The sequence below is a fragment of the Pseudomonas cedrina subsp. cedrina genome (assembly GCF_001983175.1).
Taxonomy (GTDB): domain Bacteria; phylum Pseudomonadota; class Gammaproteobacteria; order Pseudomonadales; family Pseudomonadaceae; genus Aquipseudomonas; species Aquipseudomonas cedrina.
Genome location: NZ_MNPW01000003.1, coordinates 361,085 through 381,843, shown reverse-complemented (window position 1 = coordinate 381,843; position 20,759 = coordinate 361,085). Strand labels below are relative to the sequence as shown.

Genomic DNA, 20,759 nt, shown 5'->3' with positions numbered 1-20,759 from the left:
CCAGCGCGGGGCAAGCCCGCTCACTACAGAGAGATTCGTCAGCTTCTGAACGATATGGCTATCGCAGGCAAGCCAGCTCCCACAGGTGATTTGTGTTGCCTGCTCATCAGGCGCCAGGCAATGCCAACTGCGGATTGACGAAGTCAAACGCCGCCAGTTGAAACCCTTGCTCATCCACCTGCAACGCCCAGCCTTGCTTGTCCCAGTCCCCCAGCACAATGCGCTTGGCCGCCTGGTCGCCAATCTGCAACTTATGGATGGCAGGGCGGTGGGTGTGGCCGTGGACCAGGGTGCGCACGCCAAAGTGCTGCATCACCCGCGGCACTTCCTCGGCGGTCACATCGACGATGTCGTTGGCTTTCATGCGTGTCTGCGCACGGCTTTCGCTGCGCAGTTTGCGCGCCAGTCTGTGCCGTGTGCCCAACGGCAAATGGCGCAGGATAAACAGCACAACCGGGTTGCGTAGGATGCGTCGCAGCTTCATGTAGCCGACGTCGCGGGTGCAGAGGCTGTCGCCGTGCATCAACAGCACGGGTTCGCCATGCAGCTGCACGACACTCGGGTCCTTGAGCAAGGTGGCGCCCGCCGCTTTGCAGAACGCCTTGCCGATCAGGAAGTCGCGGTTGCCGTGCATGATGAAAATCGGGGTGCCGCTGTCGCTGAGTTCGCGCAGGGCTGCGCAAATCGAGCGTTGGAACGCTGTCATCCCATCGTCGCCAATCCAGACCTCGAAGAAGTCCCCCAGAATGTACAACGCCTGGGCGCCACGGGCGCGGCCGTGGAGCAGATCCAGAAACGCCCGGGTAATGTCCGGGCGTCCCTCTTCCAGATGCAAATCTGAAATCAGCAATATCACCCAACGATCTCGGCTTTCTCGACTATAACGTCTTCTACCGGAACGTCCTGGTGGCCGGCCTTGCCGGTGGTCTGCACGCCTTTGATCTTGTCGACCACGTCCTGGCCTTCGGTGACTTTACCGAACACGGCGTAGCCCCAACCCTGCACGTTCTTGCCGGTGTGGTTGAGGAAGGCGTTGTCGGCGACGTTGATGAAGAACTGCGCGGAGGCCGAATGCGGCTCCATGGTACGGGCCATGGCGACGGTGTACTTGTCGTTGGAAAGGCCGTTGTCCGCTTCGTTCTGGATGCTTGGACGCTTGTCTTTCTTTTCTTTCATGCCAGGCTCGAAACCGCCGCCCTGGACCATGAAGTTGCCGATGACACGGTGGAAAACGGTGTTTTCGTAGTGGCCGGCCTTAACGTATTCGATGAAGTTGGTGACGGTGATCGGCGCTTTCTCGGCGTTCAGCTCGATGACGATGTCACCGTGGTTGGTGGTCAGTTTGACTTGAGTCATGTTCACTACTCTTTTCAGGGAATTCGTGGGTTTGGGTGCCTTGGCACCACGACCGGTTTGGCGAAACGGCGGCCAAGGCGCGCAGTTTAGCGTGCCTGCCAGGAATTTCGAGGTGGTTTTTTACCGCCGGTGCAATAAAAGCAGCAGTTTTCGGTGCTGCCCTGTCAGGTGCTTGACAGCATCGGCTATGATATCGCCTTTGTTTTGTCGGCCTAGCCCGGCCATGTACTTGTCTGTTCAAGGATCCTATGAGCAAGCCCACTGTCGACCCTACCTCGAATGCCAAGGCCGGACCTGCCGTCCCGGTCAATTTCCTGCGCCCGATCATCCAGGCGGACCTGGATTCGGGCAAGCACACGCAGATCGTCACCCGCTTCCCCCCGGAGCCCAACGGCTACCTGCACATCGGTCACGCCAAGTCGATCTGTGTGAACTTCGGCCTGGCCCAGGAGTTCGGGGGCGTCACGCACCTGCGTTTCGACGACACCAACCCGGCCAAGGAAGACCAGGAATACATCGACGCCATCGAAAGCGACATCAAGTGGCTGGGCTTCCAATGGTCCGGCGAAGTGCGCTACGCCTCCCAATACTTCGACCAGTTGTTCGACTGGGCGGTCGAGCTGATCAAGGCCGGCAAGGCCTACGTCGACGACCTGTCCCCTGAGCAGGCCAAGGAATACCGTGGCACCCTGACCGAGCCGGGCAAGAACAGCCCGTTCCGCGAGCGTTCGGTGGAAGAGAACCTCGACTGGTTCAACCGCATGCGCGCCGGCGAGTTCCCTGACGGCGCCCGCGTCCTGCGCGCCAAGATCGACATGGCCTCGCCGAACATGAACCTGCGCGACCCGATCATGTACCGCATCCGCCATGCCCATCACCACCAGACCGGCGACAAGTGGTGCATCTACCCCAACTACGACTTCACCCACGGCCAGTCGGACGCCATCGAAGGCATCACCCACTCCATCTGCACCCTGGAGTTCGAAAGCCATCGTCCGCTGTACGAGTGGTTCCTGAGCAACCTGCCGGTGCCGGCGCAGCCGCGCCAGTACGAATTCAGCCGCCTGAACCTCAACTACACGATCACCAGCAAGCGCAAGCTCAAGCAATTGGTGGATGAGAAGCACGTGCATGGCTGGGATGACCCGCGCATGTCGACCCTGTCGGGCTTCCGTCGTCGCGGCTACACCCCGGCGTCGATCCGCAACTTCTGCGACATGGTCGGCACCAACCGTTCCGACGGCGTGGTCGACTTCGGCATGCTCGAGTTCAGCATCCGCCAGGACCTCGACGCGAACGCCCCGCGCGCCATGTGCGTGCTGCGTCCGTTGAAAGTCGTGATCACCAACTACCCGCAAGACAAAGTCGACAACCTCGAGTTGCCGCGTCATCCGCAAAACGAAGCACTTGGCGTGCGCAAGCTGCCGTTCGCCCGTGAAATCTACATCGACCGCGATGACTTCATGGAAGAGCCGCCAAAAGGCTACAAGCGCCTGGAACCGAACGGCGAAGTGCGCCTGCGCGGCAGCTACGTGATCCGTGCCGATGAAGCGATCAAGGACGCCGACGGCAACATCGTCGAACTGCGTTGCTCCTACGACCCTGACACCCTGGGCAAGAACCCCGAGGGCCGCAAGGTCAAGGGCGTGGTCCACTGGGTGCCGGCCGCGGCCAGCATCGAATGCGAAGTGCGCTTGTACGATCGTCTGTTCCGCTCGCCGAACCCTGAAAAGGCCGAAGACAGCGCCAGCTTCCTGGACAACATCAACCCTGACTCCCTGCAAGTACTCACTGGTTGTCGTGCCGAGCCATCGCTTGGCGACGCACAGCCGGAAGACCGTTTCCAGTTCGAGCGCGAAGGCTACTTCTGCGCGGATATCAAGGACTCGAAACCTGGTGCTCCGGTATTCAACCGTACCGTGACCTTGCGTGATTCGTGGGGCCAGTGATTCTCTAAGGAAGCCGTTGTGCTAACGATCTACAACACACTCAGCAAGACCAAAGAAGTCTTCAAGCCGCTCGATGGCAACAAGGTGCGCATGTACGTGTGCGGCATGACCGTGTACGACTACTGCCACATCGGCCACGGCCGCAGCATGGTTGCCTTCGACCTGGTGACCCGCTGGTTGCGTTTCAGCGGCTATGATTTGACCTATGTGCGCAACATCACCGACATCGACGATAAGATCATCAACCGCGCCAACGAAAACGGCGAGGCGTTCGACGCGCTGACCGAGCGCATGATCGCCGCGATGCACGAGGACGAGGCCCGCCTCAACATCCTCAAGCCGGACATGGAACCGCGTGCCACGGACCACATCCCCGGCATGCACGCGATGATCCAGACCCTGATCGACAAGGGCTACGCCTACGCCCCGGGCAATGGCGACGTGTACTACCGCGTCGCCAAGTTCATGGGCTACGGCAAGCTGTCGCGCAAGAAGATCGAAGACTTGCGCATCGGCGCGCGTATCGAAGTCGACGAAGCCAAGCAAGACCCGCTCGACTTCGTGCTGTGGAAAGCCACCAAACCGGGCGAGCCGAGCTGGGAGTCGCCGTGGGGCGCCGGGCGTCCGGGCTGGCACATCGAATGCTCGGTAATGTCCACCTGCTGCCTGGGCGAGACCTTCGACATTCATGGCGGCGGCAGCGACCTGGAGTTTCCGCACCACGAAAACGAAATCGCCCAGAGCGAAGCCGCCACCGGCAAGACCTATGCCAACGCCTGGATGCACTGCGGCATGATCCGCATCAATGGCGAGAAGATGTCCAAGTCCTTGAACAACTTCTTCACCATTCGCGACGTGCTGGAAAAGTACCACCCGGAAGTGGTGCGGTATTTGTTGGTGTCGAGCCACTACCGCAGCGCCATCAACTACTCGGAAGACAACCTCAAGGACGCCAAGGGTGCCCTGGAACGGTTCTACCACGCGTTGAAAGGTTTGCCCTCGGTCGCCCCGGCCGGCGGTGAAACGTTCGTGGCACGCTTCACCGAAGTCATGAACGACGACTTCGGCACCCCGGAAGCCTGCGCCGTACTGTTCGAGATGGTGCGCGAAATCAACCGCCTGCGTGAGACGGATATCGACGCGGCGGCGGGTCTGGCGGCACGCTTGAAAGAGTTGGCCAGTGTGCTGGGCGTGTTGCAAATGGAGGCCGATGACTTCCTGCAAGCCGGCGCCGAAGGGCGTGTGGATGCGGCACAAGTGGATGCCTTGATCCAGGCGCGTCTGGCTGCGCGTGCTGGTAAGGACTGGGCGGAATCCGACCGTATCCGTGACCAACTGACCGCGATGGGTGTGGTGTTGGAAGATGGGAAGGGTGGGACGACGTGGCGGTTGGCTGACTGACGCTTGGTTGCTGCACGCAGAATGAAAAACGCCCCGACTGGTTCGGGGCGTTTTTTTGCACACCGTTTTAGTCAGCGCTCACGCTGATCAAGTGTGGGAGTGGGGCTTGCCCCCGATTGCGGTGGGTCAGTCACCGATGTGCTGACTGATCGACTGCATATGATCGTTCCCACGCTCCGCGTGGTAATGCATCCCGTGACGCTCTGCGTCACCTGTGCGCATCGGCCTGTTTGGCGGGACGCAGAGCGTCCCAGGCGGCGTTCCCACGCAGAGCGTGGGAACGATCAACGATCAAATACTTTTCAGTCTTTGAGAGTTGTGTAGATACCTATGCTCATCGCAGGCAAGCCAGCTCCCACAGGTTGTCCGGTGTCCGCTTGATGAGTCAGCGGCGGCTGCTGACTTCGGCGGGTACGTCATCACCGGCCATACGCTTGCGGAACAGGGCCGTTCGCGCCAGTAACAGCGTGGTCACCGGCACCGTGATCGACAGCAGAATTGGGATCAACCACCCGTGCAACACCGGCCCGGACTTGAGCACCGAAAAGTAGATAATCGACGCCAACGCCACGCACCACGCGCCAAGCGTCGAGGCCAGCGCTGGTGGGTGCATGCGTTGGAAGAAATCTTTCATGCGCAACAACCCAAGCGCACCGATCAGCGCAAACACGCTGCTCAAGACCAGCAGCAGCCCGACGACGATTTCCATCCATAACGGCATCATTCAATCACCTCCCCACGCAGCAGGAATTTGGCCAAGGCAAACGAGCCGACAAAGCCGAACAGTGCGATCAGCAGTGCCGCTTCGAAGTAGGTGTCACTGGCATAGCGAATGCCCAATACCAGCATCATCAGCATCGCGAGGATGTACAGGTAGTCCAGCGCCAGCACCCGGTCTTGCGCCGAGGGGCCTTTGAACAGGCGAATCAGGGTCAGCACCATGGCCAGCGAGAACAGGAACAGGCTGAACAGGATCGCATTGGCGAGCAGGGCGCTCATTCGAAGATCTCCATCAGGGGCCGTTCGTAGGCGGATTTGAAGTGCTCGATAAACTGCGCCTCATCGTCCAGGTCGAACACATGCAGCAGCAGGACGCTGCGGTCCAGCGCCAGTTCCGACCAGATGGTGCCGGGGATCACCGTGGTGATCATCGCCAGCGCCGCGAGGCCGTTGGGGCTGTGCAGGTCGATGGGGATCTTGATGAAGCGCGCGCGCGGCGGGCGCGAGCCGCACGTCAGCACGCCCCAGGCTACTTGCAGGTTGGAGACAATCACGTCGCGGCCCACCCGCAGCAACAGGCGCAGGATCACGCCGGGGCGGCGCAGGCTGATCGGTTGCGGGCGCAGCGGCGCCATCATCAGCGGCGCAACAAGGCCCAGCAGCGCCCCCAGCAGCAAGTTGCCGGGGCTGACGGACAGGTTCAGCACCAGCCATAACCCCCACAGGGCCAGCGACAACCAAGGCGCAGGGAACAGACGCTTCATGGTTGCACCTCCAGCGCGGCGGCCTTGGCTTCGGGGCTTGGCACCGGGCGCGTGGCCATCACCGCCATCACGTATTGCTCCGGGTTGTTCAGGTTTTTCGCGGTCGCCAGGGTGTAATGCATCAGCGCTTCGGCCTTGAAGGTGAGCAGGATGCTCAGGCCGACCAGGAAGAAGATCGGCACGCACTCATAGCGCCGCAACAGTGGCGATGGGCGCTCCTCCGGGGTCCAGAAGCGCTGGATGCCCAAGCGCGCGAAGGCGATCAGCGAGGCCAGGCCAGACAGGATCAACAGCGCCACCAGGCCCCAGGCGGCCGGGCGAATCGGCTCATCCACCGCATTGCCCAGGCCCAGCGGATTGAGCAGCGCACTCAGCAGGCTGAGCTTGCCGATAAACCCGGACAACGGCGGCATCCCGATAATCAGCAGCGCGCAGGCAACAAAGCTCAAGCCGAGGAACGCCATGGTCCACGGGATAACCTGACCGATCACGGCTTTCTGTTCGTCATCCAGGTTGACCCCAGGGCGCGGATGCAGGGACTCCATGGCCTTGGGCAGCGCATCGATTTCCTCGTCCAGTGGCAGGTCGTTGGCCGAGCGCGAACGCTCGATCAGTTCGGCCAGCAAGAACAGGGCGCTCAACGCCAGGGTCGAACTGACCAGATAAAACAACGCACCCGCGATCAGGCTGGGCTGGGCAAAACCCACCGACGACAACAGGATCCCGGCCGATACCAGGATGCTCAGGCTCGCCATGCGCTCCAGCCGCTGCGCCGCCAGCATCGCCAGCGCAGCGCAGATGATGGTCGCCATACCGCCATACACCAGCCAGTCACCGCCAAACAGCGCCGATGCACCGGCCTGGCCGGAGAACAGCAGGGTCCACAGGCGCAGCACGGTGTACACGCCGACCTTGGTCATGATCGCAAACATCGCCGCCACCGGCGCGCTGGCCGAAGAGTAGGCGGGCGCCAGCCAGAAGTTCAGCGGCCACATGCCGGCCTTGGCCAGGAATGCTGTTGCCAGGATCGCCGCACCTGCGTGCAGCAGGCCGCGATCAGCCTCCGGCACCAGCGGGATCTTCAGCGCCAGGTCGGCGAAGTTCAGCGTACCGGTCACGCCGTAGATCATCGCCGCGCCAATCAGGAACAGCGACGACGCCAGCAGGTTGATCGCGATGTAATGCAGCCCCGACGACACCCGCGCGCGGCCGGAACCGTGCAGCATCAAGCCATAGGACGCCGCCAGCAGCACCTCGAAGAACACGAACAGATTGAACAGGTCGGCCGTGAGGAACGCGCCGTACAGGCCCATCATCTGGATCTGGAACAGCGCATGGAAACTGGTGCCGGCACGGTCCCAGCGGGCCATGGCGAACAGCAACGCGCTGACGCCGATAATGCCGGTGAGCACCAGCATCAATGCCGACAGCTGGTCTACCACCAGCACAATGCCGAACGGCACTTGCCAGTTGCCCGGCAGGTACACGCCGATCGAGCCGGGGCCGCCTTTTTGCGTCCAGTACAGCAGCAGGATCGCCACGCCCAAACCGAGGATGCTCGACACCAGATTGATCTGTGCCTTCAGTGGGCGGCGTTTTTCGCCCAGCATCAGCATCAATGCAGCGGTCAGCAACGGCAACAGGATAGGCGCGACGATCAGTTGATTGACCCAATTCATTCCTTGGGCTCCCGGCCGTCGACATGGTCCGTGCCGGTCAGGCCACGGGAAGCCAGCAGTACCACCAGAAACAGGGCGGTCATGGCGAAGCTGATCACGATGGCCGTGAGCACCAGCGCCTGGGGCAGGGGGTCGGTGTAGTTGAGCAGGTCTTGCGGCACGCCGTCCTTGATGATCGGCTCCTTGCCGATAAACAGGCTGCCCATGCTGAAAATGAACAGGTTGACCCCATACGACAACAGGCACAGGCCCATCACCACCTGGAACGTTCGCGGCCGCAGGATCAACCAGACGCCGGAGGCCGCCAGGACCCCAATGGCAATTGCGATGACTTCTTCCATCAGGCGGCTCCTTCGGTTGCGGCGACCACTTTGGCCTGGTTGCTCGGTTTGTGCGCCCGCACGGACTGGTGACCGAGGGCGGTGAGCATCAGCAGCGTCGAGCCGACGACCATTGCGTAAACGCCGACGTCGAAGAACAGCGCACTGGCGACGTGAATATTGCCCAGCAGCGGCAGGCTCAAATGCCAGGTATGGGTGGTCAGGAATGGATACCCGGCAAACAATGCGCCGATACCGGTGAGCGTCGCGGAGAATAAGCCGAAGCCCATCCAGCGCATCGGCCGCAGGCTCATTTGCGCCTCGACCCACTGCGTACCGGCCACCATGTATTGCAGGATGAACGCCACCGACATCACCAGCCCCGCGACAAACCCGCCGCCCGGTTGGTTGTGACCGCGCATGAACAGGTAGAACGACACCACCAGCGCAATCGGCAGCAGCAGGCGCACCAGCACCGCCGGCACCATCATGTAACCCAGGGCGGTGTCGCTGGCCTGGCGCGGGTTGACCAGGTCGGTGGCCACGTCCGGCGCCAACTGCCGCTGTTGCGCGGGCAGCTGCATGCTTTCCCTGGAAGGGCGAAAGCGACGCAGCAGCGCGTACACCGTCAGCGCCACGGCACCGAGCACGGTGATCTCGCCCAAGGTATCGAAGCCACGAAAGTCCACCAGCATCACGTTCACCACATTGCTGCCGCCGCCTTCGGGCAAGGCGCGGCTGAGGTAGAACGAGGAAATATCGTTGGGCGTCTGGCGCGTCAGCATCGCGTAGGACAGCAACGCCATGCCGCCGCCCACCACGGTAGACAGCAGAAAGTCGCGCACCCGGCGAACCCGCGCCTTGCGCAAGGTGTTCGGCAGTGGCGACACCTCCTCGATCCGCCGTGGCAGCCAGCGCAGGCCCAGCAGGATCAGCACCGTGGTGACCACCTCGACCACCAGTTGCGTCAGCGCCAGGTCCGGCGCCGAGAACCACACGAAAGTGACGCAGGTCATCAGCCCGCACACACTGACCATGGTCAGGGCCGCGAGCCGGTGATACTTGGCCTGCCAGGCGGCACCCAGGGCACAGGCGATCGCCAACACCCACAGGGTGACGAACACCACGGAGCCGGGGATCTTCGGTCGGTCACCCCACGTGAGGCCGCTGTCGAGCATCGGGATCAGGCCGCCAATGACCGCCACCAGTACCAGCAGGAACAGCTGGGTCTGCAGGCGCTTGGTGCTGATGCGTTTCTCGATCCTGCGCACGCCGCGCATCATCACCACCAGGCTGCGTTCGAAGCCGCGCTTGCCGTTGAAATAGCTGATGACCGGCGGGTACTTGAAGCGGCCGCGCTTGAGTTGCTTGCGCAACAGCAGGTACAGCACCACGCCGCCGGACATGGCCACCAGGCTCATGATCATGGGTGCATTCCAGCCGTGCCAGATCGCCAGGCTGTACTCCGGCAACACACCGCCCACCACCGGCAGCGCGGCGGCGGCGAGGATGGAACCGACCACCTGCGCCGGGAAGATCCCCACCAGCAGGCAAGTGAACACCAGCAGCTCGACCGGGGCGCGCATCCAGCGTGGCGGTTCGTGTGGGGTGTGGGGCAGGTCGGTCGCAGGCGGGCCGAAGAACACGTCGACGGTGAAGCGCAGGGCGTAGGCCACGCTGAAGGTGCCGGCCACCGTGGCGATCAGCGGCAGGGCGAATTCCACCCAGGCGGTCGCGGAGATAAACACGGTCTCGGCAAAGAACATCTCTTTGGACAGGAAACCGTTGAGCAACGGCACGCCGGCCATGGACGCACTGGCCACCATCGCCAGGGTCGCGGTGAACGGGATCAACCGCACCAGGCCGCTGAGCTTGCGGATATCACGGGTGCCGCTTTCGTGGTCGATGATGCCCGCCGCCATGAACAGCGAAGCCTTGAACGTCGCGTGGTTGAGGATATGGAACACGGCCGCGACGGCGGCCAGCGGGCTGTTGAGGCCCAGCAACAAGGTGATCAGCCCGAGATGGCTGATGGTGGAGTAGGCCAGCAGGCCCTTGAGGTCATTCTGGAACATGGCGCAGTAAGCGCCGAGGAGGAGGGTGAGGGCGCCGGCGCCGCCGACGATCCAGAACCATTCTTCGCTGCCGGACAGCGACGGCCACAGGCGGGCCAGCAGGAACACGCCGGCCTTCACCATCGTTGCCGAATGCAGGTACGCCGACACCGGCGTGGGCGCCGCCATCGCGTGGGGTAGCCAGAAGTGAAACGGGAACTGCGCGCTTTTGCTCAGTGCGCCGATCAGCACCAGGGCCAACATGACCGGGTACAGCGAATGCGCGCGAATCTGATCGCCCGCCGCCAGCACCAGGTCCAGGTCATAGCTGCCGACGATATGCCCCAGCAACATCATGCCCGCCAACAGGCACAAGCCGCCGGCGCCAGTGACCATCAACGCCATGTACGCGCCGCGCCTGGCATCGGCGCGGTGGTGCCAATAGCCGATCAGCAGGAACGAGAACAGGCTGGTCAGCTCCCAGAAGAACACGATCTGGATCAGGTTGCCGGAGATCACCAGCCCGAGCATGGCGCCCATGAACGCCAGGAAAAACGCAAAGAAGCGCGGCACCGGGTCTTCCGGTGACATGTAGTAACGCGCATACAGCGACACCAGCGTGCCGATGCCCAGCACCAGCAACGAGAACAGCCAGGCAAACCCGTCCATGCGCAACACGAAGTTCAGCCCGAGGCTGGGCAACCACATGTATTCTTCACGGATCACCCCACCGTGGATGATCTGCGGGTACAGCAGGGCGACTTGAAGGGTACCGACCAGGGCCACGAGGCCGGCCAGCAGGGATTCGGTATTACGTGCATTGTGCGGCAGCAAGGCCGCGAGACAGCTGCCAACGAAGGGCAGAAGCAGTAGAACTATCAGGGACATAGGCTTCTAGTCTGCAGGAGTTTGGGATGCATCATACGTGCCGCTTTCTTGATCACCAAACGGCAACATGTGGCAGGATCCTACAAGGTAGGCCGAAAACCTCCGTTTGGCTGATCGTTCCCCCGCTCTGCGTGGGAATGCCTCCTGTGACGCTCTGCGTCACCATGGCGCAGGGCTCAAGTCACGCGCTTGGACGCGGAGCGTCCGGGGCGGCATTCCCACGCAGAGCGTGGGAACGATCATGTCCATCCGACCCTAGCCCTGCTGCTCCTGTTCCATCTGATCCTGCAGCTCGATGGCTTTTTGCCCCTTCGTCTTCAGTTCGCTCACAATCACGGCCACCACAATCAACGCCGCGCCCACCATGGCAATGGGGGCAAAGCGCTCACCGGCAATGCGTCCGATCACGCCCGCCCATACCGGCTCGCCCGCGTAGATCAAGGTGGCTCGGGTGGGTGAAACACTGCGCTGCGCCCAGTTCATCGCCACCTGGATCACTGCGCTGGTCAAGCCCAAACCTACCGCGCTGAACAGCAGCAACCAGGAGAACCCCGGCAGCGCCTCGCCCATCGGCACCACCATCAGGAATGACAGCAGCGACGCCGTGGCCAGCTGCACCACGGTGACGCGGCGCACGTCGACTTGGCCGGCATAGGCGCTGATCAGGATGATCTCGGCCGCGACTGCCATTGCGCAGATCAGCGTGGCGATTTCGCCGGGGCTGAAATTAAAGGAAGCGCCAGCCGGCCCGGTCAGCAGCATCAAACCGGTAAACGCCAGCATGATACCGATGCTCGGCATCAGCGCCGGGCGCCTTCCCAAAACCAGCCACTGCAATAACGGCACGAACGGCACATATAACGCCGTGATAAATGCCGACTGGCTGCTGGGAATGCTCTGCAGGCCGATAGTCTGCAAGCCGTAGCCAAACATGATCGCTGCACCGATAAAGACCCCGGCCTTCAGCTCCAGCAGGGTCAATTCACGCAAGGTGTGCAAGGTGAAAAAACCGACCACAATAGCCGCGGCCGCAAAGCGCAGGCCGACGAAAAACATCGGCCCGCTGACGGTCAAGGCGTGCTGCACCAGCAAAAACGTACCGCCCCAGATCATCGTGATGAACACCAGGATGCATTCGGCTTTGCTCAAACGGTTGAAACGCGAAGGGGAAGTTGGGGTGGTCATGGCGGCTCTGGTCTTGCATGGCAAAGGCACGGACCGCACAATGCGCCGCACGCTGGGCAGTATACTGCGCACACCCACCCATTGAGCAATATAGTGCACAAAGAAAATCCACACCGGGCCTCGGTCCTGCAGCACGTCAGCCAGAACGTTCGTCGCCTGCGCCACGCCGCCGACTTGAGCCAGACCGCGCTCTCGGAAAAGTCCGGGGTCAGCCGGCGCATGCTGGTGGCGATCGAGGCGGGGGAGAAGAATGTCAGCCTGTCCACCCTCGACCGCGTGGCCGAAGCCCTGGACGTGGCGTTCAGTGACCTGATCCAGGCGCCGGATGCTCCCGACCACAGCCGCATCAACGAGCTGGCCTGGGCCGGTGACATCCCCGGCAGCAAAGCGGTGTTGCTGGCCAAGGCCAACGCCCGGCGCGAAGTCGAATTGTGGGAGATGCGCCTGGAACCCGGTGATCGCTACAGCCCTGAACCCGACCCCGAAGGCTGGAGCGTGCAACTGTTCGTGTATGAGGGTGTATTGACCTTGGTACTCGACGACGAAGAAAAACACGTAGCTGCCGGTGAGTTCTACATGTTCGCCAGTCGTCAGTCCCACGGCTATCGCAACGCCGGTGAAGTGGCGGTGTGCTTCGTGCGTACGGTGGTGATCTGACTGTTCGCCAGGCAACAGTGAACGGACACTTTGCTGGTTTGAAGCGCTTTCTACTGCGCTGAATTACCAGCAACCTGCTGATTCTACTGGCGATTAAATTCAGGCACGACTCCTGCAATCATCCAGGTCATCCCATCGGAGCCTGGAGTCGGCCCATGTCAGCCCACCCTCAACACCCTGCCCATATCATCCGCTCGGACGCGGAGGCCATCGAAGTCGCCACGCGCCTGGCCACGCGCTTTGCCGTCGGCGCCAGCGAGCGCGACCGTGACCGGCGCCTGCCGGTGGCCGAGCTCGACGAATTCTCCGCCAGTGGCCTGTGGGGCATCACTGTGCCCAAGGCCTACGGCGGCGCCGAAGTGTCCTATGTGACCGTGGCCGAGGTGATCAAACTGATCTCCGCCGCCGACCCTTCATTGGGGCAGATTCCACAGAACCATCTGGGCGTGGTGGACATCCTGCTGCAAACCGCGACCGAGGAACAAAAGCGCCATTACTTCGCCAAAGTGCTGGCCGGCTACCGTTTCGGCAATGCCTTCTCCGAGGCCAAGAGCAAGAACGCCGGCACCTTCGACACCCAGATTCGCTTCCACGGCGATACCGCGCAGATCAATGGTGAGAAGTTCTACTGCACCGGTGCGCTGTTCGCCCACCTCGTGCCTACGGTGGGCAACAACGAACACGGCCAGGCGTTTATCGCCTTGGTCGAACGCGATGCCCAGGGCTTGACGGTAGTCGACAGTTGGGACGGCTTCGGCCAGCGCACCACCGCCAGCGGCGGCGTGACCCTTGACGGTGTGACGGTGCCATTAAGTGCCGTGATTCCTGCGCACCTGGCGTTCGACCAACCCACCGCCAATGGCCCGATCTCGCAGATCATCCAGGCTGCCGTCGACACCGGCATCGCCCTCGGCGCCCTGGAGCAGGCCAAGCTCCATGCACGCCAGGCGCGGCCGTGGATCGACAGCCAGCAGGACCATGGCTGGCAGGACCCGTTCACCATTGCCGCCATCGGCGACCTGGAGTGGCGCGTACACGGCACCGAAGCCATCCTCGCCAAGGCAGGCCTGGCCGTGGACCGTGCCCTCGCCGAACCCAGTGAAGACAGCGTGGCCCACGCCTCGCTGGTGGTCGCCCAGGCCAAGGTGCTGTCGGCCGAAACCGCGTTGCTGGCCAGCAGCAAACTGTTCGAACTGGCCGGCACTCGCTCGGTCACCGGCAAGCACAACCTCGACCGCTTCTGGCGCAACGCGCGCACCCACACCCTGCATGACCCGGCCCGCTGGAAGTACCACCTGATCGGCAATTTCGTGCTCAACGGCGTGAAACCCGCGCGCCACGCCTGGAACTGAGGAGGCTTAGCCCATGACCGCACTCAAGCTTGCGCGCCAACTGCTGGACAGCACCCGACGCCACGTCAAGAAGAGCGACGACCCCTACGTGATCAGCCGCTTCGGCGACTTGCAGATCCGCGTCGAGGTGGCCGCGGCGTTGTTCGAACGCGCCGAAACCCACCCCAGCCCGGTCGCCGTCACCGAAGCGCAGATCGCCGCGGCCGAAGCCTTGATTGCCGCGAGTAACGCCGAGTTCGAACTGACCGGCCAACGCACCGCGTTGCCGCCGACCCTGGATGATCCGTTGCGCTGGAAATACCAGATCGTCGGCAACTACCACCTCAACGGAGTGCTTTGATGTCCCGTGAAATCCGCTTGAATGCCTTCGACATGAACTGCGTCGGCCACCAATCCCCCGGCTTGTGGGCACACCCGCGCGACCGTTCGTGGCAGTACAAGGACCTGGAATACTGGACCGACCTCGCCAAAATCCTCGAGCGCGGCAAGTTCGATGGCCTGTTCATCGCCGACGTACTGGGCATCTATGACGTGTACAACGGCAACGGCGACGCAGCGATTCGCCAGGCGACCCAGGTGCCGGTCAACGACCCGTTGTCGCTGATCGCGCCGATGGCATTGGTCACCGAACACCTGGGTTTCGGCCTGACGGCTTCGTTATCGTTCGAACATCCGTACCCGTTCGCGCGCCGCCTCTCCACTCTCGATCACCTGACCAAGGGCCGCATTGGCTGGAACATCGTCACGTCTTACCTGGAAAGCGGCGCCAAGAACCTCGGCCAGACAGCCCAGACCGAACACGATGCACGCTACGACTATGCCGAGGAATACCTGCAGGTTTGCTACAAGCTCTGGGAGGGCAGTTGGGAAGAGGGCGCCGTATTGCGCGACCGCGAGCGCCGGATTTTCAGCGACCCGAGCAAAATCCACGAGATTCGGCATGTCGGCAAACACTTCCAAGTGCCCGGCATTCACCTGTGCGAGCCGTCGCCGCAGCGCACGCCGGTGCTCTACCAGGCCGGTGCGTCCAGCCGCGGCAAGCAGTTTGCGGCCGAACAGGCCGAGTGCGTATTTGTTGCCGCACCGTCTAAGGTGTTGTTGAAAAAGACCGTCGCCGATATCCGCCGGCGTGCCGCCGAGGCGGGACGCGACCCGAAGAAAATCCTGATCTTCAACTTGCAGACCGTCATCGTCGGCGAGACCGACGCCAAGGCCAAGGCCAAGTTCGACGACTACAAATCCTACGTCAGCTATGAAGGCGCCATGGCGCTGATCTCCGGCTGGACCGGCATCGACTTCAGCCGGTTCAAGCCGGATGAGCCGCTCAAGCATGTGCACACCAACGCCATTCAATCCGCCGTCGAAGCGTTCTCCACGGCGGACCCGAACAAGGTCTGGACGCCGAACGAACTGGCCGACTGGGTTGGCATCGGCGGCTTCGGCCCCCTGTTTGTCGGCGGCCCGCAAACCGTGGCGGACCTGTTGCAGGAATGGGTCGAAGAGACCGATGTGGACGGCTTCAACCTGGCCTATGCTCTGACCCACGAGACCTTCATCGACGCCGTCGACCTGCTGGTGCCGGAGTTGCAGAAGCGTGGTGTGTATAAGAAGGAATATGCCCAGGGCACGTTGCGCGAGAAATTGTTCGGCGACGGCGCGCGTTTGGCACCGAACCACCCGGGCGCCGTCTACCGTGACCTGTCGAGTTCACACATAACCAATGTGGGAGCGGGCTTGCTCGCGAATGCAGACTGACAGTCAACATTGATATCGACTGAACCACCGCTTTCGCGAGCAAGCCCGCTCCCACATTTGATCTCCATTGTTTGATCAACCCCAGCCAGTGGACCACCGTACGCCGATCGTTCCCACGCTCCGCGTGGTAATGCATCCCGTGACGCTCTGCGTCACCCTGCGCCAACGTCGGGACGCAGAGCATCCCAGGCGGCATTCCCACGCAGAGCGTGGGAACAATCATGATCTACGCCACCGGACATTCCCGATTCAGCGCCTCATCCACTAACAATCGCGCAATCTCAACCATCTGCACCACCGCAAGAACCTGCTTGCGCCCCGAACCTTCCAGATGCTCGGCACAGTCGTACCCACAAACAGCCGCCGATTCCAGCATCTCGCTGGCATTGCATAAGGCAGCTTCGGTGCTGAGGCCGGGACGGATGGTGAAGATTAAGTTGGGTGGGGTTTGCGGAATGTCATTCGAAGAGGATGACGGGGGATTCGGAGTAACTTTTTTCATGCGGTAAATCTCCATTCAGTAGGAGCTCACCACGTCTGCGACCAAGCAGAAGGGGGGCGAGCTGTACGCAGGTTGGTCGACCAGGGAATGGAAACCCGGCAGGGCCTAAGCCCTCCCACGCACAGCTCGCCATAACGCGAACACAATAATGCCGCTTGCGCGGCACTGTGCGCCATTCTAATCCAGGCGACCAAGCCTGATCGCTGATGATCAGCGACTTCGAGAGGCTAACGGTGCGTTATAGCAACTGCAAGCCACAGAAATCGTAGGAAAAATCCGAGTTTAGTTTTGATGTGATAGTTGTGCTTTTGCTTTGTAGGGTTTTTCCTACATCTATGGGTTGGTGCAAAGTGGGAGCGTTCGGTAATTATTACCTATCCATTTGGCTAGCTATTCTTCTTGGAATTAATCCGTTAGCGTAAAGCTCTCTTGGTCTGTGGGGGTTCAGGATGAAACTGGCAGATATCGGCAATACACCATTCTTAGAGTTGACGACTCTTTCGTCGAACGGAAATAGGTGTTTTTCTAAATGTGAGTTTCTGAACCCGTCGGGAAGCCACAAGGATAGAACGTATTTGAATATTGTCAGTCGGTTGGAGAGCGCTGGTGTCATTAAACCTGGTATTACGTTGATAGATTGCTCTACCGGAAATGGTGGAGCCGCCCTCGCATGGATAGGTAATGTTAAAGGGTACAAGGTTAAGATATTTATGCCCGAAGGAATGACTGACGAGCGAAAGGCCCAAATACTCGACTTTGGCGCAGAAATAGTCGAAACGCCTAAAGACGGTTTTCTATCAGGTGCAGTCCTTGAGGCGAAACGATATCTGACTGGATGTTCTTCGAAAACACATTATTTCCTGGATCAATCCAGCAGTCTCTTGAATAAAGAAGCTTGGGGTAGCTGTGGCAATGAAATCGCTACGGCGCTGAAAGCGATGAAGGTGGTCCCTGATTTTTTTGTGTGCTCAATAGGAACTGGGGGCACGTTCTCAGGTATTGCTGAGGTGTTGAAGCGAGAATACAGAAATATAAAGACCGTGGGGATAGAGGTCAGCAGTTCTGCACCATTGTACTCAGCCAGAAATAATCTGAATTTTGAGCACTGCCACCATAATTTAATGGGGTTGGGCGCTGGAATATTATCAGCTAATACGGTGTGTGAACTGGTTGATGAAGTGAGAATAATCAATGGTGCTGATGCTTGGGCGCGGATGAAAAAATTCATCAATGAGGAAAATATACCAATAGGTCCGACCTGTGGCGCAAATATACTAATTTGTGAGGCGCTTGCTAAAGAGGTTTACAACAAAAACATAATTACTTTGTTTTTCGATAGTTCCTGGAAATACGCAAGTCGCAGGGATGGTATCTACCCTGAGTACAATGAGGTGGTTAATGTTACTTGAAGAAATCTATAAAAAAGCGAGAGTTGTCAATTCCGGTAAGTCACTGACTACGGTAAATGAATTTACCGATCAGATTCCTGCCTTACGACCGGCCGTGCTAATGGAAGTTGCTCAAAATATAATCAGGCTGATGGACCTGAATGTTTCCAAAATTGTGACTGAAGAGGATAAAGGTGCTGCGCTTGCCACGACCGTGTCCTTGTTGACTGGCATCCCCATGGCTATGGCGAGATGGTATCCGTACAGCTTGGGAGATATTAACGAACAGGTTGTCAATATTGACTCAGAATATTTTCAAGGAAAAATGTATCTTAACGGAATTGATGTGGGTGATAAGGTAACAATTATTGATGATACCTTAAGCACTGGCGGTGCTGTGATTGCAATGGTCGAAGCTGTTCAAGGCGGAGGGGCTCAGTTGGTTGATATTGTATGTGCTGTTGAAAAGGTTGGAAATAACGGGTTTGATAATGTACTAGCAAAAACCGGGATCGCGGTAAAGACGTTAATGAAAATAGTTGTTAACGAAAAAGGTGTGTATGTGATTTGAATATTAAATTTTTTTCGGAGGTGGTTGAGGTCTATGCTGCAGAAAGGAATGGTAGTTGGTTTAATGTTTTGCTTGATAAGCGCGGCGTTCGATGTGTACGTGGCGTTTGTCACGCAAACACTTAACACAATGCTCGTTATCCTTTACTGCTTTATATCTTCCGCCCTCTTATTCGTGATCTGTGCAATCTGCCGGGATTGGGGGTCTTTATATTCAAAAGCTAAAGTTGATTGGCGTAAGGTGGTTGTTATTAACTTATCGGTACTGCTCAACTGGGGCGGCCTTTTTTATGCTCTCCGTTATCTCGAACCCGCTGTAGTAGGCGTCGCTTCAGTAGCCTGTGGCCCAGCACTCACGTTAGTTATTTCTTTTTTTAATAAACGCAGCGTCAAAGCTGCTTTCGCTGATGCGCTTGTATCTTGTCTGGTGCTTATTTCGGTTGCGATCATGCTGTTCAATTCCTTCGCGGGCGACAGCGGGATCGCCACCACTACCGTTGCGCAACGGTTGCTGGGGATTGTTAGCGTAGTGGTGTGCGCGCTGGGCACGGTCATGTATACGGTTTTTTCGAAAGAGCTGTTCGCCAGGCAATGGTCCATTTATGAAATCCTGGCCGTCCGAAACCTTGCAATGATCGGCGTTTGCGTAATTGGAATTTCTATAACCGGTGTGGGGTTTTCGCTGGATCGCGATTTGATTCTTCCCATGGTCGTTCTTGTTGTGCTCGGGCACTTGCTGCCGATTTACCTTATCCAGAAAACTATCTATCACCTGTCGCCTATCCACGTATCGCTGGTGTTGCTGACCCTTCCGATTTTTGTGTTGCTGCTTCAGTACCTGGATGATCGAGTGGAATTTTCCATGGCCAGCGTCTCGGCCGTCAGCATCATTGTGCTTTTGCTCTCGGGGCGGGTGTTGTACGCAATCAAGAGGGTGACAGCATGACTAAAGTGGTCGTGGTCGACGGGTTTTCATCCGGCAAATTTGTAGCGAAGCGGCTGAGCGAGGAGGGTTGTGTCCTGATGCATGTGGCCTCGTCGGCCAACTTGGACAGTTACTACTACAAAGGCTTCGACAGGTCGCTGTATGACCAGATGATCGTCAACACCGATTTCGCGACAACGGCGGCGAGTGTTGCGCGTTTCAAGCCCCATTACATCATCGCCGGTGCCGAAACCGGTGTGCTGCTCGCCGATCAGTTGAATGAGCGATTCGAGCTGTCGTATCGCAATGATTTCGACAAGACCCATGCCCGGCGAAACAAATACGACATGATTCATTGCATTGCCCAGGCCCGACTGCCAGCTGCTCGACAGTTTATTGCCTGTAGTTGGGAGACTGCATACGGTTGGATCAAATCCCACGGCCGTTTCCCGGTGGTGATCAAGCCTCTCGAAAGCGCCGGGGCCGATGGCGTGTTTATTTGTGAGGACATGCAGGCCTGTGAGACGGCTGTGCAGAAACTGTTGGGAACAATGAATCGGTTGAGCCTTCCGAATACGCAGGTGCTGATTCAGGAGTACCTGGCCGGCGTGGAGTATGTAGTGAATATGGTTTCCCTGAACGGCCAGCAGTTGGTGACCGAAGTGGTGCGCTATCAGAAGCAGCGTACGCCGAGTGGCGGCATTCTCTATGACATCGACGAATTGATCGGGCCCGACTCGGCGGCCTACTCGGTACTGGTGGAATACACCCGAGCCGTGGTCCGATGCCTGGGCATCCGTAACGGCCCTAGCCATGCGGAGGTTATGTTCACTGAAGACGGGCCGAAACTGGTGGAAATTGCGGCGCGAACCGATGGCATTCTCCGGCCGGAAGTCTCCAGTCAAACCACCGGGCTTGGGCAAATTGATGCGATGGTGTTATCCATCACCGAGCCTGAAACGTTCGCTCAGTTGCTGCAGAGGGAGCTCGACTATCGATGCTTGCAACACACCTACAACGTTTGCCTGATCAATCGCTCGGCGGGTTACTTCCATAAGGAGCTGTTTCAGCTTGAGCTGCTTAAGTTGGCGTCTTTTTTTGAGGCTGTGTTCTATGCAGAGGAAGGGCAAAGCATCGGCGCAACTGAGGATGTGTTCAGTCAGCCGGGGACGGTCTATCTGGTACATGCCGATCCTGCCGTGATCGCAGCGGATTACCGCAGGATTCGAACGCTTGAGGCGCAGGGTATTTATCTCGTGGTGAACCATCCCGGCGCCGGCTAGCGCGAACTCAA

20 protein-coding genes are annotated in these 20,759 nt (G+C 59.5%); 10 read left to right on the top strand and 10 right to left on the bottom strand.

What is annotated here, in order from left to right; genetic code table 11:
* Positions 1 to 106 precede the first annotated feature (106 nt).
* Both lpxH and BLL36_RS07620 read right to left on the bottom strand, forming a co-directional pair.
* The gene (gene lpxH / locus BLL36_RS07625; RefSeq protein WP_076950848.1) at positions 107 to 856 is read right to left on the bottom strand and encodes a UDP-2,3-diacylglucosamine diphosphatase; all 750 of its coding nucleotides are present in this window, start codon (positions 854 to 856) and stop codon (positions 107 to 109) included.
* Positions 853 to 1,356, bottom strand: coding sequence for a peptidylprolyl isomerase (locus BLL36_RS07620; protein ID WP_076950847.1), 504 nt, complete (start codon positions 1,354 to 1,356; stop codon positions 853 to 855). The genes lpxH and BLL36_RS07620 overlap by 4 nt, the downstream gene beginning before the upstream one ends.
* A 248-nt stretch (positions 1,357 to 1,604) precedes the next feature.
* On the opposite strand from BLL36_RS07620, the gene BLL36_RS07615 reads away from it, so the two are divergent.
* Entirely contained in the window at positions 1,605 to 3,305 is a 1,701-nt protein-coding gene (locus BLL36_RS07615; protein ID WP_076950846.1) for a glutamine--tRNA ligase/YqeY domain fusion protein, read from the top strand.
* Between the two features lie 18 nt (positions 3,306 to 3,323).
* Entirely contained in the window at positions 3,324 to 4,706 is a 1,383-nt protein-coding gene (gene cysS, locus BLL36_RS07610; protein ID WP_076950845.1) for a cysteine--tRNA ligase, read from the top strand.
* Between the two features lie 385 nt (positions 4,707 to 5,091).
* On the opposite strand, the gene BLL36_RS07605 is transcribed toward cysS, so the two are convergent.
* The 7 genes from BLL36_RS07605 to BLL36_RS07575 form a co-directional block, all read right to left on the bottom strand.
* Complete coding sequence (locus BLL36_RS07605; RefSeq protein ID WP_076950844.1) at positions 5,092 to 5,430, bottom strand: Na+/H+ antiporter subunit G; 339 nt, start codon at positions 5,428 to 5,430, stop codon at positions 5,092 to 5,094.
* The gene (locus BLL36_RS07600) at positions 5,427 to 5,705 is read right to left on the bottom strand and encodes a K+/H+ antiporter subunit F (RefSeq protein WP_076950843.1); all 279 of its coding nucleotides are present in this window, start codon (positions 5,703 to 5,705) and stop codon (positions 5,427 to 5,429) included. The genes BLL36_RS07605 and BLL36_RS07600 overlap by 4 nt, the downstream gene beginning before the upstream one ends.
* Positions 5,702 to 6,190, bottom strand: a complete 489-nt coding sequence (locus BLL36_RS07595; protein WP_076950842.1) for a Na+/H+ antiporter subunit E — start codon at positions 6,188 to 6,190, stop codon at positions 5,702 to 5,704. The genes BLL36_RS07600 and BLL36_RS07595 overlap by 4 nt, the downstream gene beginning before the upstream one ends.
* On the bottom strand, positions 6,187 to 7,869 hold the full coding sequence (locus tag BLL36_RS07590) for a monovalent cation/H+ antiporter subunit D (protein WP_076950841.1): 1,683 nt from the start codon (positions 7,867 to 7,869) through the stop codon (positions 6,187 to 6,189). Before BLL36_RS07590 ends, BLL36_RS07595 begins: the two co-directional genes overlap by 4 nt.
* Positions 7,866 to 8,210, bottom strand: coding sequence for a Na+/H+ antiporter subunit C (locus BLL36_RS07585; protein WP_003192163.1), 345 nt, complete (start codon positions 8,208 to 8,210; stop codon positions 7,866 to 7,868). The genes BLL36_RS07590 and BLL36_RS07585 overlap by 4 nt, the downstream gene beginning before the upstream one ends.
* Positions 8,210 to 11,131 carry a monovalent cation/H+ antiporter subunit A gene (locus BLL36_RS07580; RefSeq protein ID WP_076950840.1) on the bottom strand — a complete coding sequence of 974 codons (2,922 nt, stop codon included), beginning with the start codon at positions 11,129 to 11,131 and terminating at the stop codon, positions 8,210 to 8,212. Before BLL36_RS07580 ends, BLL36_RS07585 begins: the two co-directional genes overlap by 1 nt.
* A 255-nt stretch (positions 11,132 to 11,386) precedes the next feature.
* Positions 11,387 to 12,316 carry a DMT family transporter gene (locus BLL36_RS07575; protein ID WP_076950839.1) on the bottom strand — a complete coding sequence of 310 codons (930 nt, stop codon included), beginning with the start codon at positions 12,314 to 12,316 and terminating at the stop codon, positions 11,387 to 11,389.
* A gap of 93 nt (positions 12,317 to 12,409) precedes the next feature.
* Between BLL36_RS07575 and BLL36_RS07570 the strand changes: the two genes are divergently transcribed.
* From BLL36_RS07570 to BLL36_RS07555, 4 genes are all read left to right on the top strand, one after another.
* On the top strand, positions 12,410 to 12,973 hold the full coding sequence (locus BLL36_RS07570; protein WP_076950838.1) for a helix-turn-helix domain-containing protein: 564 nt from the start codon (positions 12,410 to 12,412) through the stop codon (positions 12,971 to 12,973).
* Between the two features lie 155 nt (positions 12,974 to 13,128).
* Positions 13,129 to 14,325: an SfnB family sulfur acquisition oxidoreductase gene (locus BLL36_RS07565; RefSeq protein WP_076950837.1), complete on the top strand. Its 1,197-nt coding sequence runs from the start codon at positions 13,129 to 13,131 to the stop codon at positions 14,323 to 14,325.
* 13 nt (positions 14,326 to 14,338) lie between these two features.
* On the top strand, positions 14,339 to 14,665 hold the full coding sequence (locus tag BLL36_RS07560) for an acyl-CoA dehydrogenase (protein ID WP_076950836.1): 327 nt from the start codon (positions 14,339 to 14,341) through the stop codon (positions 14,663 to 14,665).
* Positions 14,665 to 16,080 (top strand): LLM class flavin-dependent oxidoreductase, encoded by a 1,416-nt coding sequence (locus BLL36_RS07555; protein ID WP_076950835.1) that lies wholly within the window; start codon positions 14,665 to 14,667, stop codon positions 16,078 to 16,080. The genes BLL36_RS07560 and BLL36_RS07555 overlap by 1 nt, the downstream gene beginning before the upstream one ends.
* A gap of 226 nt (positions 16,081 to 16,306) precedes the next feature.
* Here BLL36_RS07555 and BLL36_RS07550 read toward each other — a convergent pair whose 3' ends face one another.
* Positions 16,307 to 16,582, bottom strand: a complete 276-nt coding sequence (locus BLL36_RS07550) for a DUF6124 family protein (RefSeq protein ID WP_076950834.1) — start codon at positions 16,580 to 16,582, stop codon at positions 16,307 to 16,309.
* Positions 16,583 to 17,031: 449 nt separating this feature from the next.
* Here BLL36_RS07550 and BLL36_RS07545 point away from each other — a divergent pair, with 449 nt between their 5' ends.
* The 4 genes from BLL36_RS07545 to BLL36_RS07530 are packed head-to-tail and all read left to right on the top strand — an operon-like array spanning position 17,032 to position 20,748.
* Positions 17,032 to 17,991: a cysteine synthase family protein gene (locus BLL36_RS07545; RefSeq protein WP_076950833.1), complete on the top strand. Its 960-nt coding sequence runs from the start codon at positions 17,032 to 17,034 to the stop codon at positions 17,989 to 17,991.
* Positions 17,981 to 18,541, top strand: coding sequence for a phosphoribosyltransferase family protein (locus BLL36_RS07540; protein WP_076950832.1), 561 nt, complete (start codon positions 17,981 to 17,983; stop codon positions 18,539 to 18,541). The genes BLL36_RS07545 and BLL36_RS07540 overlap by 11 nt, the downstream gene beginning before the upstream one ends.
* A gap of 33 nt (positions 18,542 to 18,574) precedes the next feature.
* Complete coding sequence (locus tag BLL36_RS07535; RefSeq protein ID WP_076950831.1) at positions 18,575 to 19,486, top strand: EamA family transporter; 912 nt, start codon at positions 18,575 to 18,577, stop codon at positions 19,484 to 19,486.
* Positions 19,483 to 20,748 (top strand): ATP-grasp domain-containing protein, encoded by a 1,266-nt coding sequence (locus tag BLL36_RS07530; protein ID WP_076950830.1) that lies wholly within the window; start codon positions 19,483 to 19,485, stop codon positions 20,746 to 20,748. The genes BLL36_RS07535 and BLL36_RS07530 overlap by 4 nt, the downstream gene beginning before the upstream one ends.
* Positions 20,749 to 20,759 lie beyond the last annotated feature (11 nt).

What these genes read in the sequence shown, in the direction of transcription:
- BLL36_RS07620 (WP_076950847.1), bottom strand. Translation starts at nt 1,356, where the DNA reads ATGACTCAAGTCAAACTGACCACCAACCACGGTGACATCGTCATCGAG.
- BLL36_RS07615 (WP_076950846.1), top strand. Translation starts at nt 1,605, where the DNA reads ATGAGCAAGCCCACTGTCGACCCTACCTCGAATGCCAAGGCCGGACCT.
- BLL36_RS07605 (WP_076950844.1), bottom strand. Translation starts at nt 5,430, where the DNA reads ATGATGCCGTTATGGATGGAAATCGTCGTCGGGCTGCTGCTGGTCTTG.
- BLL36_RS07600 (WP_076950843.1), bottom strand. Translation starts at nt 5,705, where the DNA reads ATGAGCGCCCTGCTCGCCAATGCGATCCTGTTCAGCCTGTTCCTGTTC.
- BLL36_RS07595 (WP_076950842.1), bottom strand. Translation starts at nt 6,190, where the DNA reads ATGAAGCGTCTGTTCCCTGCGCCTTGGTTGTCGCTGGCCCTGTGGGGG.
- BLL36_RS07590 (WP_076950841.1), bottom strand. Translation starts at nt 7,869, where the DNA reads ATGAATTGGGTCAATCAACTGATCGTCGCGCCTATCCTGTTGCCGTTG.
- BLL36_RS07585 (WP_003192163.1), bottom strand. Translation starts at nt 8,210, where the DNA reads ATGGAAGAAGTCATCGCAATTGCCATTGGGGTCCTGGCGGCCTCCGGC.
- BLL36_RS07580 (WP_076950840.1), bottom strand. Translation starts at nt 11,131, where the DNA reads ATGTCCCTGATAGTTCTACTGCTTCTGCCCTTCGTTGGCAGCTGTCTC.
- BLL36_RS07575 (WP_076950839.1), bottom strand. Translation starts at nt 12,316, where the DNA reads ATGACCACCCCAACTTCCCCTTCGCGTTTCAACCGTTTGAGCAAAGCC.
- BLL36_RS07565 (WP_076950837.1), top strand. Translation starts at nt 13,129, where the DNA reads ATGTCAGCCCACCCTCAACACCCTGCCCATATCATCCGCTCGGACGCG.
- BLL36_RS07560 (WP_076950836.1), top strand. Translation starts at nt 14,339, where the DNA reads ATGACCGCACTCAAGCTTGCGCGCCAACTGCTGGACAGCACCCGACGC.
- BLL36_RS07555 (WP_076950835.1), top strand. Translation starts at nt 14,665, where the DNA reads ATGTCCCGTGAAATCCGCTTGAATGCCTTCGACATGAACTGCGTCGGC.
- BLL36_RS07550 (WP_076950834.1), bottom strand. Translation starts at nt 16,582, where the DNA reads ATGAAAAAAGTTACTCCGAATCCCCCGTCATCCTCTTCGAATGACATT.
- BLL36_RS07545 (WP_076950833.1), top strand. Translation starts at nt 17,032, where the DNA reads ATGAAACTGGCAGATATCGGCAATACACCATTCTTAGAGTTGACGACT.
- BLL36_RS07540 (WP_076950832.1), top strand. Translation starts at nt 17,981, where the DNA reads ATGTTACTTGAAGAAATCTATAAAAAAGCGAGAGTTGTCAATTCCGGT.
- BLL36_RS07535 (WP_076950831.1), top strand. Translation starts at nt 18,575, where the DNA reads ATGCTGCAGAAAGGAATGGTAGTTGGTTTAATGTTTTGCTTGATAAGC.
- BLL36_RS07530 (WP_076950830.1), top strand. Translation starts at nt 19,483, where the DNA reads ATGACTAAAGTGGTCGTGGTCGACGGGTTTTCATCCGGCAAATTTGTA.